13 protein-coding genes are annotated in these 16,052 nt (G+C 57.9%); 5 read left to right on the top strand and 8 right to left on the bottom strand.

Annotated features, from left to right (window positions below):
• Positions 1–174: 174 nt before the first annotated feature.
• From HNI00_RS02635 to nadD, 6 genes are all read right to left on the bottom strand, one after another.
• Positions 175–1,497 (bottom strand): hypothetical protein, encoded by a 1,323-nt coding sequence (locus HNI00_RS02635; protein WP_316790432.1) that lies wholly within the window; start codon positions 1,495–1,497, stop codon positions 175–177.
• A gap of 204 nt (positions 1,498–1,701) precedes the next feature.
• Positions 1,702–2,781 (bottom strand): HAMP domain-containing protein, encoded by a 1,080-nt coding sequence (locus tag HNI00_RS02630; protein ID WP_205370431.1) that lies wholly within the window; start codon positions 2,779–2,781, stop codon positions 1,702–1,704.
• 1 nt (position 2,782) lies between these two features.
• Positions 2,783–4,339: a hypothetical protein gene (locus HNI00_RS02625; RefSeq protein ID WP_316790429.1), complete on the bottom strand. Its 1,557-nt coding sequence runs from the start codon at positions 4,337–4,339 to the stop codon at positions 2,783–2,785.
• Positions 4,340–4,482: 143 nt separating this feature from the next.
• On the bottom strand, positions 4,483–5,157 hold the full coding sequence (locus HNI00_RS02620) for an HAD family hydrolase (protein ID WP_316790426.1): 675 nt from the start codon (positions 5,155–5,157) through the stop codon (positions 4,483–4,485).
• A 148-nt stretch (positions 5,158–5,305) separates the two neighbouring features.
• A complete protein-coding gene (locus HNI00_RS02615) occupies positions 5,306–5,929 on the bottom strand; it encodes a TetR/AcrR family transcriptional regulator (RefSeq protein ID WP_068508874.1) in 624 nt (207 codons plus the stop codon).
• A 176-nt stretch (positions 5,930–6,105) separates the two neighbouring features.
• On the bottom strand, positions 6,106–6,777 hold the full coding sequence (gene nadD, locus HNI00_RS02610) for a nicotinate (nicotinamide) nucleotide adenylyltransferase (protein ID WP_316790423.1): 672 nt from the start codon (positions 6,775–6,777) through the stop codon (positions 6,106–6,108).
• Between the two features lie 121 nt (positions 6,778–6,898).
• Here nadD and HNI00_RS02605 point away from each other — a divergent pair, with 121 nt between their 5' ends.
• The 3 genes from HNI00_RS02605 (at position 6,899) to murB (ending at position 10,722) form a co-directional block, all read left to right on the top strand.
• Complete coding sequence (locus HNI00_RS02605) at positions 6,899–7,129, top strand: hypothetical protein (RefSeq protein ID WP_316790421.1); 231 nt, start codon at positions 6,899–6,901, stop codon at positions 7,127–7,129.
• 721 nt (positions 7,130–7,850) lie between these two features.
• A complete protein-coding gene (murC, locus tag HNI00_RS02600; RefSeq protein ID WP_420156242.1) occupies positions 7,851–9,455 on the top strand; it encodes a UDP-N-acetylmuramate--L-alanine ligase in 1,605 nt (534 codons plus the stop codon).
• Positions 9,456–9,774: 319 nt separating this feature from the next.
• Positions 9,775–10,722, top strand: coding sequence for a UDP-N-acetylmuramate dehydrogenase (gene murB / locus HNI00_RS02595; protein WP_316790416.1), 948 nt, complete (start codon positions 9,775–9,777; stop codon positions 10,720–10,722).
• Positions 10,723–10,931: 209 nt separating this feature from the next.
• Here the strand turns inward: murB and ribH are convergent, their stop codons facing one another.
• Together ribH and psbZ are read right to left on the bottom strand one after the other, a co-directional pair.
• Positions 10,932–11,510, bottom strand: a complete 579-nt coding sequence (ribH, locus tag HNI00_RS02590; protein ID WP_277772212.1) for a 6,7-dimethyl-8-ribityllumazine synthase — start codon at positions 11,508–11,510, stop codon at positions 10,932–10,934.
• A gap of 21 nt (positions 11,511–11,531) precedes the next feature.
• Positions 11,532–11,720: a photosystem II reaction center protein PsbZ gene (psbZ, locus tag HNI00_RS02585; RefSeq protein ID WP_316790412.1), complete on the bottom strand. Its 189-nt coding sequence runs from the start codon at positions 11,718–11,720 to the stop codon at positions 11,532–11,534.
• Positions 11,721–11,827: 107 nt separating this feature from the next.
• Between psbZ and HNI00_RS02580 the strand changes: the two genes are divergently transcribed.
• Together HNI00_RS02580 and HNI00_RS02575 are read left to right on the top strand one after the other, a co-directional pair.
• Positions 11,828–14,635, top strand: coding sequence for a CBS domain-containing protein (locus tag HNI00_RS02580; RefSeq protein ID WP_316790410.1), 2,808 nt, complete (start codon positions 11,828–11,830; stop codon positions 14,633–14,635).
• Between the two features lie 65 nt (positions 14,636–14,700).
• Positions 14,701–15,792 (top strand): hypothetical protein, encoded by a 1,092-nt coding sequence (locus HNI00_RS02575; protein ID WP_316790408.1) that lies wholly within the window; start codon positions 14,701–14,703, stop codon positions 15,790–15,792.
• Positions 15,793–16,052: the final 260 nt, after the last annotated feature.

The following is a 16,052-nucleotide window of genomic DNA, read 5'->3' as shown; positions in this document are numbered from 1 at the left end:
AGCTCGAATTTACGAAAAAACTTTAATTCCGCAGATTTGCGCGACTTACTCGCATCAGATCTCTGAAGTGGCGCTACGACTAAAACTTTTGGAAGCACTGTTGGAAGCATTGTTGGAAGCCCCGACTAGGCTCCACTACCAATCCAAAATCGCAAATCCAAAATCGAGAATCGCTCAGAGAGATAATCGAGCTAGGAGCGTTTGCTGGAGGTTTAGCGCGTCGGTCTGACTTGCCGCCAAAATCACATAGCCCACCTGGTGCTGCTCAAGGGCGGCGCTGTGGGTAATCACCACGCCCCAGCCCGATGCCTGTGGATAGAGCAAGTCGGCGATCGCCCTTTCCAGGTCAGCCCAACAGTTCACCGCAGGACAGGGCACACTGGTGCAACTGAGCAGCGTCGCTGTTTGTGCCCAGCGCTCTCCCAGCAAAAACCGTGCCAATTCATACACATGCGTTCCTCCAGTGCGGCGGGCATTTACCTCCAACAGGTATAGGGTTCCCGCATCATCCACAATTCCATCGAGATCGAAGTGCCCAATGTAGCCCATCGCTCGAAGTTTTTGAGCAACTTCTAGGGCGGCCGCGCTCAGGTCGGCATACCAGGGCGCGTTGCTCCAGTCCGAGCTGACCATTTCTCCGGCATAGGCCCCCGACGGCAACACCTGCTGAGCGCAAATGGCAGTCAGGTAGGGCGGTTCCGACGGGTTAGCAGGCACAACCACCTCCGCCGAAGGCGAAAGCCCCTGAGCGCTGGGAATGAGCGCTTCCACAATCAGCAGATCTCCGGCGTAGTAAGGGTTCTGCTGGAGGGTGGCGCAAAGTTCCGCTAGTTCGAGAGCGGCTTCTGGGCGAAACACCGTATGCCCAATGCCCAAAAAGCCCGTATTGGCCTTGACGATGCAGCCCTGACCGCGCTGAAGAAACGTGTGGGCGATCGCCCCTGCTTCTTCCACACTCCGCGCCACATAGCCCTCCGGCAGCCAATTCCCCATCCACTGCCCCACCAGCATCCGAAAGCCTAGCTTTGTCTGCACATACTCCCGCAGCCACAGCCGATCGGGTGCAGGACTTTCCGGCAGGTACACCGTCAGCCCATAGGTCTGTCGCAGCAGATCCGCCAGCTTGTGAACCGCAGGCGTGGTGGCGTAGGGAATGAGTTGCAGTGCGCCCGCATCGTCTGCAAAATCTACGATCCGCTGGAGCAGCGCAGACTCTCGCAAAATATCGGCACAGATGGAATCTGAGGAATGCTCCGGGCAGGCGTGCTGAAGCTGCGAATAGCCCAGCCGATCTCGCAAATAGTCCACATGAGCAACGGGCGCTTCGGTGATCACCAGCTTGCGATCGCCCAGCCACAAGAGCGATCGCTCATTGGCCACCCGAAATCCGCGAATCAGCGCCTCCCGCTTCGCCAAATCTGGCTCTCGATAAAGCAGATAGCCGTTTGCTTCTAGCGTATTGCCCAGAATGACTAAGGGAGTGGTAGGTGCGAGCATGATCGGGATTGAGCAGGTGATTGAGCAGGTGAATGGTGACGCAGCCTGGCAAATGCCAAGACCATTTGGCTTGAGCAGATCAGCTTGAGCAAATCAGCTTGAGCAGATCAGCTTGCGTCAATTGGCTGAGCAAATCAGCTTGCGTCAATTGGCTGAGCAGGTGAATGGCTACGCCGCGTCGCCAGGCAACAGCTCACCCCAAATTTATTCTTCCATTGGTCGATTTCGCAGCTTCCGCGCCTTAACGACCAAATCCTGAAAGAAATCAGTTTCCACGATTTCCTGCACCTGCTTTTGGCGTTTTACCTGGTCGATTTCGATTTTGAGGCTGGCGACCTGTTGTTTGAGGGATTCTTCCCGTTGGCGCACCTTGTCTACCATGAGTTGAAACACGCGAGCAAGGGTAGAAATTTCGTCCTGCACCTCGCTTTTGCTCAGCGCAGTGAGATCCTGGCTATAGTCGCCTTCCCCAATGCGCTCGGCGGCGGCGGAAAGTTCCTTCAGCGGGCGAGACAAAATGCCTGACAGCAGATAGACCAGGCTAAACAGCGTGCCGTAGGTTGCCAAAAACGACAGCAAAAGGCGATCGCGCAATTGTTGCTGTACTTCAAATACGTGATCGGCTTCGATGTCGGCTCCCAGCACAGCGACGATTTTTCCATTCTTGTCGCGGATGGGGGTGTAGGCGGAAATCCAGCTTCCCCACTGGTCAGTGTAGAGGTCGCGGTTGACCGTTTCGCCCTCCTGAAAAGCCCGCAGGGAGTAGGGTGAAGGCTTATCGGGTTCCAAAAACGGCAGCGCCCGTTCTGGCAAAAATCGCCAGAGGGAATCCACCAGGTATATCGCCTCCAGTTCATCGCCTGTCGTGGCTGGTTTGCCGATGCGGCGGTTTTCGCTGGGCTTGCCCAAGATGAAGCTGTAGGCGTAGACATTGGGCGAAATGCGGTGCGCGGTTTCAAACCATTCCAACTGGTGCAGATAGCGCGGATCGTCTGAAAATCCCTCTGCGTTGCGTTCGCCCGTTTTATACAGTGCCAGCAGTTCCTCTGCGTCGATGTCGTGGGCAGTGCCAATGGCGGTACTTTCCAGATCTTGCTTGAGGCGGGCGATCGCCTTTTCGGTGGAAAAGTTGTAGAACCACCAATACACCACCGCAAAAACCGTGCTGAATACCAGCGTAAAGCCCGTGAGCAGTTTCCAGCGGAGGCTCCAAAAGCGCTGTCTCTCCGCCAGTTTGGCAGCAGATGCAGAGGAGGTGATCTGGCTCATGGCAACCTTTTGCACGCTAAAACTCCAGTTTGTCGAGGACGCTCTTGCCGCGCTGACGACGCTTTAGCCGCCAGTTGAGCAGGCTTTTGTCATACACGGCTCGCATTTGCAACACGGCCCACAGCGACAGCAGCGCCATTAGCCCAGCAACGCCCAGATACAGCAGGTGGGGAGGCAGGCGATCGCCCCACCCCAAGCGCCCCACCAGCAAGATGGCTCCCGTCATCAGCGCTCCCAGAATACTGCCCAGAGAAACCAGGTAGCTGTCTAGCAACAGGCTCACCCGCCCCCGCCGCTCCTCTGGAACCAGTCCGGCAAAGGCTTTGCGAGCAGTTTCGTCGATGCTGTACTGAGGGAGTTTTTGCAGCGACACTCCGGCGATCGCCCCGCCCAGTCCCGGCATTGCCAGCATCGCCGAAGCGCCCAGCAGGCTGCTGACGGGCTGAACCAGGAACAGATCCTTAAGCTGGAGATGGGTAATCAGCCGCTGGGTCAGGAAGGTCTGGATGCCCAGATAGGCGACCGTGCGCCCCAGCGTGAATAGGCTGAGGAAGGTTTGGTAGGTGCCCGCATTGGCGATCGCCCCGCCCGACACTGCATAAAATCGGTATTCCACAATCGTTTCGCAGACGATCATCGCCAGAATGGAAACCATCAAATAGCGGAACGCAGGCACCTCGCTAACAAACTCCCAGCCCTCAGACAGGGCTTCGCGCAGAGTTTCCGACTTTTGCTGAATCTGCCGCAATTTGGTGTCCTTCAGCCCCATTTCCAGCCCTACATACATCAGGAAATAAAGCAGGATATTCAGCATCAGCAGTTCCTCTGGCTTGATCTGCAAATGCAAAAATAGCCCCGGCGACAGCGCCGTAATCCCGATTCCTGCAAGGCTGCCTGCAAATCCCAAGCTGCCCAACAGCGGAAATAGCCGCTTGCTCTGTGCCACGTCAAACACATCGCTCGACAGCACCCAAAACGCCATCGGGAAGAAAATCAACTGCTGATCCGACAGCAGATAAAACAACCCGTAGTTCAGCCAGCCAGGGGTTCTCAGCAAAAACATCAGCCGCAGCACCATGAACGACAGCGCCAAAATCGCGCTGATGCCGCGCACCATCGTCAGTCGATCAAACCGATCGACCCAGAGAGACTGTAATCCCGTCATGGCGATGGTAATCAGGCTGCTGAGAACCAGCACCACCAAAAATTGCGACGGGCCCACGTCTACCAGAAAGTTGCTCAGGGAGGCGATTTCCGACACCTTTTGGGCAAGGGCATTGGCAAACAGCGCAAAGCCCAGCGTCAGCACCAGCCTGGTTTCGTCGGCTCGCACGTTCAGAAATTGATTAACATTCAAGGGCATGGCAAGGGCATGGGTGATTCCGCAGTTCTGGGAGGATTCCGGCGAAAGCCAGCACAGGGTCGCGATCGCGGAGATGCAGGGCGAACCTTGCCCAAAGCGCCAGGCATATTCGCTGACGGCATATTCGCTGACAACGCTTTTGGCGGCCCAACTTGGGCTTGATCCAGAGTTCCCTGCAAGCTGCACGGGCGATCGCCACTGGAGAGGCACCCCTACATCACGATGCTGCGTCGATGAAGTTCACAGTCCGTCCTATTTCGTAGGTTGCCCGGAATCGGAGCGAGTTCACCAGCCTGACAACAAGCTTTCGTGAAGGAACGCGCCTCCAGAATTGGGGATTTGAAGCCCGGTGTTTAGGAATGGGTAGGTTGCAGACTCCTGGCTGATTCCAGCAGGCTCCACAGACGCGGATCGGTGAAGTCCTGAACCACCAGCAGCGTACCCAACTGGCTTAGTTCCTCGGCCGAATGGGTTGCTGCGATGCCGATGGTGGGAATGCCCGCACCCACCGCCGAGCGAATCCCAGAGGGCGAATCCTCAAAGGCGATCGCCTCGGTTGCCAACACGCCCAGACGGTCCAGCGCCGTTTGGTAGGGCAGCGGATCGGGCTTGCCCCTGGGCAACTCATCACCCAGCACCACTATCGAAAACAGCGGCTCTAGGGCCAGGGTTTTCATCATGAACGCTGCATTTTCCACGGGCGCATTCGTTACCACAGCCCGCTGCAACTCGTGATGCTGCATCCAGTGCAATACGTCCCAGAGTCCCGGCGTTGGTTCCATGCCCGTGGCCCGTTCGCGGAATCGGGCCTCTTTTTCGGCACTCAGCTTTGCACCCGCCTCTGCCGATAAGTGCGGCAGCAGATCGCGGACAATCTGCTCGTTCAGCCGCCCGCTGAAGTGGGCATCATAAAACTCGCGGTCGATTTCCATGCCCAACTCTGCCATCACCGCCTTCCAGGTTTGGTAGTGCAGCGGGTCTGTGTTGGCAACGGTTCCATCCAGGTCAAACAATAGCGCTTTCAACATGCCAAACATCCCTCTGCCTGCGTCTTGTCACCCGCAGTATGACAGAAAGAAGAGAGGGAAAGGATTTTGAGTTTTGGATTTTGAGTTTTGGATTTTGGGCGAGGCACGTCAACAATCCAAAATCTAAAATCGGCAATCTAAAATCACTTCATGCTTCGCTGGAGTCGGCCAGCACGCCGTGGAGAAAGATATCGGCGATGCCTTCGGCCATTTCCTGCATGGCAGCGGGGGAGGACTGTTCGGGCATGATCGTGTCGCGGCTAAAGCCTGCCACCGTAAACATTCCTAGAAATACCTGGGCAACCGTACGCGGGTTCATGCGGCGATAGATGCCGTTGTCCATCGCGGTCTGGAAGAAGGCTTCGGCGACATCGGTCATTTTGCTGATGACTTCGGTCTGGATGCGATCGCGCAAATCGGGGTGAAATTGCGCCTCTAGAAAACACACCCGCAGCATGTCGGCGTTTTGGTGCAGGTTCAGCATTCGCTTTCGCATCACCTGGGCGATCGCCCTAGAGCTACCCATTTCGCTGAGTTCTGTCAGCAAGTCGGTGAGCAGTTCCACCCAGCCCTGGGTTACAACTTCCACCAAAATTGCTTTCTTGTTTTCAAAGTGTCGAAACAGCGTCCCCTCGGCCACACCTGCTTCGATTGCCAGATCGTGTGTCGTCGTGCCGTCGTAGCCCCGCCGTGCAAACAGCCGCTGCGCCGCCCGCAGGATGCGCGTGCGCGTTTCGCCTTCGGTCTGGGGGGGTCGCTGAAACAGAGGCATAGCGCCAGTCGGAGGGGACGGGGAGCGGGGAGATGGAGGGAGTCGCGGGGTAAGTGGTCAAGAAATGGAAGACGGAAGGGCGATCGCCCCACCGCTTACCGCTTATCCGTATGCAACATTTCCGTATGCAACATTGTCGATCGGGAAACCCAGAAAAGACACACCTGTTACAGAAATTAGAGATTAGGGCTTTGATAAAGCCGCTTCTCTTCAATGTATTCGCGCACGGCATCGGGGACGAGGGTGTGAATAGACAGGCGATCGCCCACGCGCTGCCGAATCTGGCTAGAGGAAATGTCTAGCGGCGACAGGTCGAGCTGCTGCCAGCGGATGTCAATTCCCTGGGACTGGAGAATCTGGACAATGGCGGCAGGAGTGGCGGCGGGAGTAGCGGCGGGGCTGAGGGGACGGCGCGGCGCAACCAGCCAGGTGCAGCGGGGAATGAGTTCCCGACGACGATACCAGCGGGGCAGCGTGGCAAAGGCATCCTGCCCGATAATCCAAAACCATTGATTATCGGCAGCTTCGATTCCATGATCGTTACTTATATATTGCGTGTATTGCGTTTCTAGCTGGTGGAGCAGGTCGATGGCGTAGGAGCGATCGCCCGCTGTTTTGGGATCGACGCAGCAGAGCGCAAAGGACTGGTGAGGCGCGATCGCCCGCTTCACCAGTTCCAGCCGATGGGCGATCGCCACCAAATCCTGTCCCTGGCGATGGGGCGGCACCGCCGCAGGAACCCACAGCACCCGGTCGAGTTGCGCTTGGCGCAAAGCAGACTCCGCGATATGCAGATGCCCAAAGTGGGGTGGGTTAAACGTGCCTCCAAAAATGCCCAGACGTTGCATAGGGGTTTGAAATCACGGGCACGACATCTCCAGCCTGTCCGAATCTTGTCCCGAAATCAGGCTTGTCCCGAAATCAGGAACGTGGGCGCTGTATTCATCAGTATTGCCAGGGTATTGCCAGATGCCAGAACTGCCGAGCAGCGGACTTGCCCGCTTCTGCCATTATCAGGGGTCGCCGTTATCAGGGTCATTCGATGGGCGCATCGGGGTGTATCCCATTGCTTGGCGACTTGCTCTGCCACTGCTGGGTGACGAGGTGCATCGGGGCGATCGCTCAATCAAGCCACTCCCTCAGACTGCGGTACGCCTCAAGACAGGCTCAAAGATTCAGCAATTTCAGCAATTACTGTAATAAATTTGGGAATCTTGAGTAAGATTGTGTAAATTCCAGCCTACCTCTGAGGCAATCAGTAGTTTTTCAAGTCTTTGTGGTGCAACAAGAAAAAATTCTCTAGGGCAGAGTTCTCTGGGGAATTTCGCAGAAAGTTCAGAGATGATTAAGTGTCGGTTCAAGCGTTGATACACAATCCGTGTATCGTTTCGGAGGGTGTCGATTAAGAACTGGGAGGATCGGGCAAAGCTGGATTTTAATCCACCTTGCACGAGCAAAAGCAGCGCAAATTTTACATTGCCTTGCCCCCACCGAGCGCTCCATACAACAGCCAGTCAGGGGCTTCAGAGGTTTCCCGAATGCTGATTTCAAGGAGTTCCTACACTGAACTAAATGAGTCTATGAACTAGATTTGTGCAGTTATTCAAGGCAATATTTAGAGGCAAGTTTTAGATCGGCAGGTAGGCTGACTTTTTGCTTGACCCTTTTTACTTGACTCTTTTTACAAGTTGCTGCAAGTTGGCAGTCATTATCGTCAGTTATTAAATGGGGGGCATCTAGTTCTTAATTTGGTTCTTTCAGATGATGCTTCGTTTTAGTCGTCAACCCTATTTGGCTCAAGATTTGGCTCAAGATATCAACCAACCAGTTATTTGAGCCATTCAGCCCCTCGGTCAATACCTCTGATCTGAATCAGGACGTGAATCGCCCCATTAGCTATCCCGAAAAAGTAATTCTTGCTATGATATCGCGTGACATTGTGTGGTGTGGTGTAGAAGGAGTGAGGACGTTGAATCCTGTTGATTTTAGCGGTATGCCGTTCCATTTCATCGGCATCGGCGGTATTGGCATGTCGGCGCTTGCCTACATCCTAGCCAAGCGGAACCTGCCCGTTTCTGGGTCAGATATCTGCCTAAACGATATCACTCGACGATTGCAGGCAGAAGGCGCTCATATTTTTTTGAGCCAGGATGCCTCTAACCTAGAATTTTTTGGAGCGGATGCCAACGGCAAAGCAGTGGTGCGGGCTGTTCCCGAAGAAGCTGGCAATCTGGCCGTGATTAGCGTGGGTGCAGAACCCGTGGCTCGTGGGGCGATCGCCCCGAATCCTGCTCCTGGTTCCCAACTCTTGCCGCAGGTCATTTGCTCGACCGCCATTAACCCCAATAATTCTGAATACCGGGCAGCACTAGACTTGGGCTGTCCGATTTTTCATCGTTCTGACCTGCTGGCGGCGCTGATGCAGGAGTATCGAGGCATCGCCGTTGCGGGCACCCACGGCAAAACCACCACCAGCAGCATGATTGGCTATCTGCTGCTGCGGGCAGGGATTGACCCAACCATTGTGGTCGGGGGCGAAGTCAGCGCCTGGGAGGGCAATGCGCGACTGGGGCAGGGCGAGTATCTGGTGGCTGAGGCAGATGAGTCGGACGGTTCGCTGGTGAAGCTGGCGGCTGAAATCGGCGTGATTACCAATATCGAGCTAGATCATCCCGACCACTACGCCACGGTGGATGAAGTGGTCAAAACCTTCCAAGCCTTTGCGGATAACTGCAAGGTGCTGGTGGGCTGCTGGGATTGTGACCTGCTGCGGGCGGAAGTGCCGCCGCATATCAGCTACAGCCTCAATCCTGGCTTGGGCGCTGATTACACGGTGGATCAGGTGGTGTATGGAGCCGCAGGGACGACGGCCCGCGTGTGGGAGCGGGGCACGCTGCTGGGCACGCTGAAGCTGACGGTGCTGGGTCGCCACAACCTGAGCAATGCTCTAGCGGCGATCGCCGTGGGTCGCCATCTCAACCTGGAATTTGACCAAATCGCCACGATTCTCAAGAGCTTTCAGGGGGCCCGTCGTCGGTTCGAGCTGCGCGGCGAAGCCAACGAAATCCTCTTTATCGACGACTACGCCCACCATCCCAGCGAAATTCAGGTGACGCTGGCGGCGGCGCGGCTGCGAGTCGAGTCTTTTGCCAGCGAGCAGCGGCGCGTGGTGGCGATCTTCCAGCCCCATCGCTATAGTCGCACGCAGGTCTTTTTGGAAGAATTTTCTCGGTCGTTTGGCGATGCCGATTTAGTAATTACCACCGACATCTACAGCGCAGGCGAAGTCAATCCGACGGGCATTTCGGGAGAAGACCTGGCAGCGGCGATCGCCCAGCACCATCCCAACGTCATTTACCAGCCCACGCTGAATGACGTGTCCGCCTTCCTAACCCGCGCCCTCAAGCCGGGGGACTTGGCGCTGTTTCTGGGTGCGGGCAACCTAAACCGGATCATTCCAGAACTGGTGTCTGCCCATCAAACCCTGGAAGCCCAGACCGCACTGGCAAGCTATCAGTCTGCCTAAAAGTCTGCTTGAAGCTCTATCAGTCTGCCTAAAAGTCTGCCTAAAGGTCTGCCTAAAACGGTCGTCTCCCGACAGCACAGCGGTCAGTTCTGGGGTCGATGCTAGGGTCAGTGTTGGGCGCGTCTGGCGCAGATTCTCGCAGGGGTGCTTTGGGCCCGGTTCAATCCGGGTTTAAACTGAAAAGCGGCATGATCAGGACAGTGCAGCAAGAAGCCGTCTACTGTTCTGCCGCGCTCGGAGTCTTGGCCCGGGGTCTTGGCCTGGGGTCTTGACTCAGAGTCTTGTGCGCTCTAGCGTCTGCACTGCGTTTCCTCAGGTTATGACATTGGCCAACCCAGTCCCTCAGCCCAGTTTTGAGCCTCGCGTTCCCTTCACGCCCATTGGTGCGACCTGTGCGGTTCGCCCGATGGTCTCTCTGGCAGGGTTCACGTCTTACCGAGTCGGTGGGCCAGCGGAATGGTTCGTCTCGCCGCGCACCCTGGAGGATTTGCGGGCATGCTTTGCCTGGGCAACGGCGGAAGGGCTGCCCCTCACGCTGCTGGGGCTGGGGTCTAACCTGCTGGTGAGCGATCGCGGCTTGCCAGGGCTGGTCATTTGTACGCGCCATCTGCGCCAGACCCAGTTTGATGAAGAAACTGGACGGCTGACGGCGGCCGCGGGAGAGCCGATCGCCCGTCTGGCCTGGAAAGCGGCGGATCGGGGCTGGGCGGGGCTGGAGTGGGCCGTGGGCATCCCCGGCACCGTTGGCGGCGCAGTGGCCATGAACGCGGGCGCACACCAGGCCTGCACCGCCGATATTTTGGTAAAGGCTCAGCTGGTGACGCAAACGGGTGAAACGCAGGAACTCTCGCCAGCGGATCTAGGCTTTCGCTATCGCACGTCCATTCTTCAAGGCGACACCAGCCGCCTAGTAACGCAGGCAACCTTCCAGCTTCGTCCTGGCGCGGGCGCTGCGGTGGTGACGGCTGAAACCCGCACCTGCCAGGAGCGCCGCCACGCCACTCAGCCCTACCATTTGCCCAGTTGCGGCAGCGTCTTTCGCAACCCCGAACCGCGCACGTCGGGCTGGCTCATCGAACAAACCGGGCTAAAGGGCTTCCAGATTGGCGGGGCGCAGGTGTCGCCCATGCACGCGAACTTCATCGTGAACCTGGGCAACGCCACCGCCAGTGACGTGTACCGCGTGATTCGCCATGTCCAGGAAAAAGTGTTCCAGCGTTGGGACATTACGCTGGAGCCGGAGGTGAAGATTTGGGGAGAGTTTTAGCAGTTCACAAACGCTAGGCAGTGTCTTAAAGCTTTCTAGGCCGTTGATCGCCTTGAGTCGATCCCCCTAAATCCCCGCGCTTACGCGCCGCTTCGCTAGAAAAAAGGGGGACTTCCGGAGTAGCTCGGTTCGGCTTCCCCCTTTTTAAGGGGGGCTGGGGGGATTGAATTAAGGGGGGCTAGGGGGATCGACGGGTTTTAAAGCGCGCCCTAGAACCCGTCGGGATCGGTCGGGGCGATCGCACTCTTCAGCGGCGACGGCAACTGCGGGTTGTTTGCCCCTGGTAGCCCGTTGCCCAGATCAGGATTTGCCGTGCGAATCTGGCGCATCAGCGTCGCCATCTCGATCGCGCTCATGGCGTAATCCCAACCCTTATTGCTTTTGATGCCCGCTCGCTCCAGCGCTTGCTGCATCGAGTCCGTCGTCAACACGCCAAACACGACCGGCACCCCCGTTTGAAACGAGGCAGCTGCGATGCCCTTGGACACCTCGCCTGCTACATAGTCAAAATGCGGCGTTTGCCCCTTGATGACTGCGCCGATGCAGATGATCGCGTCATAACGGCGAGTCAGCGCCAGTTGCCGCGCCACCTGCGGAATCTCAAAAGAACCTGGCACCCAGGCATAATCGACCTGAGTGCCCTGCGGATCTGGATCAATGCCGTGGCGCTTCAGGCAGTCCTGACAGCCCTCCAGCAGCTTACCCGTCACTAGGTCGTTGAACCGTCCAATCACGATGGCAAAGCGCAACGACTCGGTTTGGGTAAACGTTCCCTCAAAAACGGCCATGAATTTACCAGACTTGGTTTTCTATACCACGAAATAATTCAGCACACCGACCACAATCACCAGCGCCACCCAGGCAAAAGAACCCAGGAGTAGAAGCTGCTTGGACTGATCCCAATTGCGGGGCGAAGCGTAGGCCACAGGCACTGCCACCACCATCACAAACGACAGCAAGACCAGAGCGGCAAGCGCAAGCTGGAACAAAATGGACATCGCGTTTCCTCCCAACACAGCTAAAGATGAAATGTTATAAGGCAGACTAGAAGCAAACCCCGTGCCCCAATAGCCCCAGTAGTTAAGCTATCAGAAATTGAACCCTCATGGATCTCATCCTCTGCCATACCACGGCTGATTTCGACACGCTGGGTGCGGCGGTCGGGCTGTCGCGGCTGTGGGCGGGGGCGCGGATTGTGCTGACCGGGGGCAGTCATCCTGCGGTCAAGGAATTTTTGGCGCTGCACCGGGATGAGTATGCGCTGATCGAGCGGCGGGCCGTGAACCCGCAAAATATTCGGGCGATCGCCGTAGTAGACACACAATGGCGCGATCGCCTAGGCAAGGCGGCCGAATGGCTAGATTTGCCCGTCGAAATCACCGTTTACGACCATCATCCAGAGGGCGGCGGCGACATTCCTGCCAAAACGCAGCAGATCGAGGCTGTCGGGGCAACCACGACGCTGATTGCGGAAGCCTTGCAGCAGCACCAAATTCGCCTCACGCCTGCGGAAGCAACGGTGATGGCGCTGGGGATTCATGTCGATACGGGGTCGCTGACCTATGACCATACCACCGTGCGCGATGCGGCGGCGCTCACCTGGCTGATGCAGGAGGGCGCGACCGTGCAGGCGATCGCCGCCTATGTGGAACCGGGTCTGTCGCCCCAGCTTCAAGACTTGCTGGCGATCGCCCTCGATCAGCTCCACACCGAAACCGTGCAGGGCTACCGATTGGCGTGGGTGCTGCTGCCCACGGCAGACTATATTCCCGGCCTCTCCAGCCTAGCCAGCCACCTGACCACGCTGACGGAAAGCGACGTGCTGCTGCTGGCGGCGCAGTATGGCCAAGTTGAATCGGGCGAGTCGGAGGCACACCTGAACGAGTCGCGTCTGACAGTGATCGGGCGCAGTCGCGGCGCAGTGGCAGACCTGGGGGCCCTGTTCAAGCCGCTGGGTGGCGGGGGGCATCCCACAGCGGCCGCGGTGACGCTGCGAACGAGCGCTCCTCAAGCCACGCTAGCGGAACTGGTGCAGCGGCTACGAACTGCGATTCCAACCCCGCCCACCGCCCGCAGCCTGATGTCGTCCCCCGTCCGCACTATTCGTCCCGATGTCACCATTGCCGAAGCCCAGCGAATTCTGTTGCGCTACGGGCATTCTGGTCTGTCGGTAGTAGACGAGCAGGATCGGCTGGTGGGCGTGATTTCTCGCCGCGATCTGGACATTGCCTTTCACCACGGCTTTGGGCACGCCCCGGTGAAGGGCTACATGACGACGAATGTGAAAACCATCACCCCCAGTACGCCGCTGCCAGAAATCGAATCCCTCATGGTGACCTACGACATTGGGCGACTGCCCGTGCTGGAGGGCGATCGCCTAGTGGGCATTGTGACGCGGACGGACGTGCTGCGGCAGGTGTGGCAGCAGCGGGAAGGCGAGGCGCTGAATGGCACAACCGGGCGCGGCGGCCTGTGTCCGCTGCCGGAGGCGATTTGGGAGATGCTGGGCGATCGCCTCGTGCCCGCCCTGTGGGACGTTTTGCGAGACACGGCCGACCTAGCCGCAGCGCGAGGCTGGCAGTTATACATGGTGGGTGGGTCGGTGCGCGATTTGCTGCTGCAAACCGACGGGCCACTGCTGTTGCCAGACATTGACCTAGTGGTAGACGGTTTTCACCAGGCGGCCGATCAGGCAGCAGGTGTAGAACTGGCGCGATCGCTCCAGCAGCAGCACCCCGAAGCCCGCCTCCAGGTTCACGGCAAGTTTCAAACCGCCGCCCTCACCTGGCATCACCATCCCCAGCTTGGCTCGCTCTGGATCGACATCGCCACCGCCCGCACCGAATTTTATCCCTACCCCGCCGCCAACCCCGAAGTCGAAGCCAGCTCAATTCGCCAGGATCTCTATCGCCGCGATTTCACCATCAACGCAATGGCAATTCGCCTGACCCAACCGCGCCGGGGAGAGCTGCTCGACTTCTTTGGCGGCATTTTGGATTTGCGCGATCGCCAGATTCGCGTCCTCCACGCCAACAGCTTTATCGAAGACCCCACCCGCATCTATCGAGCGGTGCGCTTTGCCGTGCGCCTGGGGTTCACCCTCGACCCGCAAACGGAGGCGCAAATTCGCCATGCGATCGCCAGTGGGGTCTATTTCCGCATTCAGGAAGAAATGAACCGGGCCCCAGCGCTGCAAACCCGGCTACGGCGCGAACTCAAGTTCATCCTGGAAGCGCCCTACTGGAAAGCGGCAATTCGGCAACTGGCTGACCTGGACGCACTGCGCTGCCTGCACCCCGCCCTGACGCTGGACGCAGAACTGTGGCGGCAACTGCGCTTGGGCGATCGCTGGCTGACCCGGTTTGACCCCGATCATCGGCTAGAACACTGGCTGCTGCTGCTAGAAGTGGCGATCGCCCACCTGCCCCCCGATACCCCCACAGACGCACCGGAACCTGCTGCACCCAACGATCCGTCTAGCGTCCGAGAGCGCATCGCCGCTGGACTCCAGCTTCCTGCCGACAGCATCCAGCGCCTCGCCAGCCTGCACGCCGTTGAAACTGCCCTGGATGACTTTGAGCAGTCAATGCACCACTCTGCCGAACCGCTGCGTCCCAGCCAGATCGTGCGCCACTTCGCCGCCTATGACCTGCCCACGCTGGCCCTGCTAACGGTTCGCAGTCCCCGCCCCCGCCGCCGCCTAATCTGGCACTATCTCACCGTCTGGTCGCAGGTGAAGCCGCCCCTCGACGGCAACGACCTCAAGCGCCTTGGATACAAACCCGGCAAGCAGTTCAAACCCATGCTAGATAGGCTGTTGGCGGCGACGCTGGATGGCGAGTTGCAGGGCGACCCAGAGACTCTGCGCCAACAGGCAGAGCATCTCCTAGCTCGCCAATTTCCCCAGCGCTAGCGCTGCAAATCGCTGTAAATCGCTGTAGACATAGGAGCATCCCGATCACGGTAGGATGGTTGGGAATGGTGAAGTATTCTAAACAACACGGCGGCTGTCCTTCACAAGCAATCCATGTCTATCCTCTGGAAATGCCTACCCAACAATCCGCAGTGATCCTCCCCACAACTCCGCCTATGACTCCACCCAACGACTCTGGCTCCAATTCCATTACCCCATCCGACCGCATCGATGTAGAGATGAACGGCAGCGGGGCCAGCAGCCATAGCAACCCGTCGCCCCCGGAATCATCTCAGGCAACGCTTCAAGAAACGACTCAGGCAACGACTCAGGCAACGACTCAGGCAACGCTCCAAGAAACGACTCAGGCAACGCTCCAAGAAACGACTCAGGCAACGCTCCAAGAAACGACTCAGGCAACATCCCAGAAGCCGCCCCAAAAGCTGCACCAGAAGCTACCTCAGGGGGCGATCGCCAACGCAGCAGGGGGAAAGCCCAAAACAACGATTATCGTTTCGCCAACCTCTGCGCCCCCATCGTCTGGCAAGGGCAGACAGGGCTGGCTAATCGCGTCGCTGCTGCTAACCTCTGTGGTTGCCGGGCTGGGGGGTGCGGTTTTGGGCTGGGCCATCCGCCACCAGTCCCAGCATCCTCATGCCGGAGAGCCACCGGCGCTGCTCGATCCGTTCGTGAATAATGAGCAATCCTTTCCGCCGATCGAAGGCTGGGTGGGAGATGATCCAGTCAGGCAGTATTCCCCAGAAGCTTTTTCGGAAGAGGTGCTACCCGAAGCGCCATCTCATACCGCACCGATTCGAGAACGACAGTTTCAAGAGTCTCCTCCAATCCAGACCCGCCGCCAAATTCCAGAAGAGTTCGCCGATCCGTCAGGTCTTCCCCCAGTCGATGAACCGGCCTGGGCCGCTCCAGATACGGTTCCCGTGGAGCCACCTCCTCAAATTTCACAGCCCCCGACCCCTTCCCGCTTTTCGTCGGAGCCTGCTCCGCCTGAACCTCCCCCTCCTGTGCAAGCGCCTCCTCTTTCAGAGAGCATTCACAAAACCAAGCCCAGTTCCGACATACCCGAACCCCCTCGACAAACTCAGTCCGTCGAAATTCCGGTTTTGCCAGCCCCCTCGTCGCCGTCCTTCCCCTAGCCCCTCCGGCCCCTGCATTTTTTGGACTGCTCAGAGAGAGGGAGCCATTGCCACAAGCTGGAGGCTTAGGACATCCCAACAAGTGGATGCTCTAGGGTGAGAGTTTTTCGCAAGTTAATCTGTTAAACGATTGAAAAATCGGGCATCTTAAGTAGTGAGATCCATCGCCAGATTCAGCACATCCTAGCGCTGGCCTTTCTAAAGTGGATCGGTAGTATGCCAGTTATGTCCTTAAACTTTTTGCCGCGCAGTGGCCGCTT

The organism is Thermoleptolyngbya oregonensis NK1-22 (genome assembly GCF_032705245.1).
Lineage (GTDB): Bacteria > Cyanobacteriota > Cyanobacteriia > Elainellales > Elainellaceae > Thermoleptolyngbya > Thermoleptolyngbya sichuanensis.
Note: the sequence above shows the minus strand (reverse complement) of the source record. Positions and strands in the feature narration are given on the sequence as shown.

Bases quoted from the DNA above. Each gene is read 5' to 3' on its own strand.
- HNI00_RS02580 (WP_316790410.1), top strand. From the start codon at position 11,828: ATGGATCTCATCCTCTGCCATACCACGGCTGATTTCGACACGCTGGGT.
- HNI00_RS02615 (WP_068508874.1), bottom strand. From the start codon at position 5,929: ATGCCTCTGTTTCAGCGACCCCCCCAGACCGAAGGCGAAACGCGCACG.
- HNI00_RS02635 (WP_316790432.1), bottom strand. From the start codon at position 1,497: ATGCTCGCACCTACCACTCCCTTAGTCATTCTGGGCAATACGCTAGAA.
- HNI00_RS02605 (WP_316790421.1), top strand. From the start codon at position 6,899: ATGCCAGAACTGCCGAGCAGCGGACTTGCCCGCTTCTGCCATTATCAG.
- murB (WP_316790416.1), top strand. From the start codon at position 9,775: ATGACATTGGCCAACCCAGTCCCTCAGCCCAGTTTTGAGCCTCGCGTT.
- nadD (WP_316790423.1), bottom strand. From the start codon at position 6,777: ATGCAACGTCTGGGCATTTTTGGAGGCACGTTTAACCCACCCCACTTT.
- HNI00_RS02575 (WP_316790408.1), top strand. From the start codon at position 14,701: ATGGTGAAGTATTCTAAACAACACGGCGGCTGTCCTTCACAAGCAATC.
- murC (WP_420156242.1), top strand. From the start codon at position 7,851: ATGATATCGCGTGACATTGTGTGGTGTGGTGTAGAAGGAGTGAGGACG.
- HNI00_RS02620 (WP_316790426.1), bottom strand. From the start codon at position 5,157: ATGTTGAAAGCGCTATTGTTTGACCTGGATGGAACCGTTGCCAACACA.
- ribH (WP_277772212.1), bottom strand. From the start codon at position 11,510: ATGGCCGTTTTTGAGGGAACGTTTACCCAAACCGAGTCGTTGCGCTTT.
- psbZ (WP_316790412.1), bottom strand. From the start codon at position 11,720: ATGTCCATTTTGTTCCAGCTTGCGCTTGCCGCTCTGGTCTTGCTGTCG.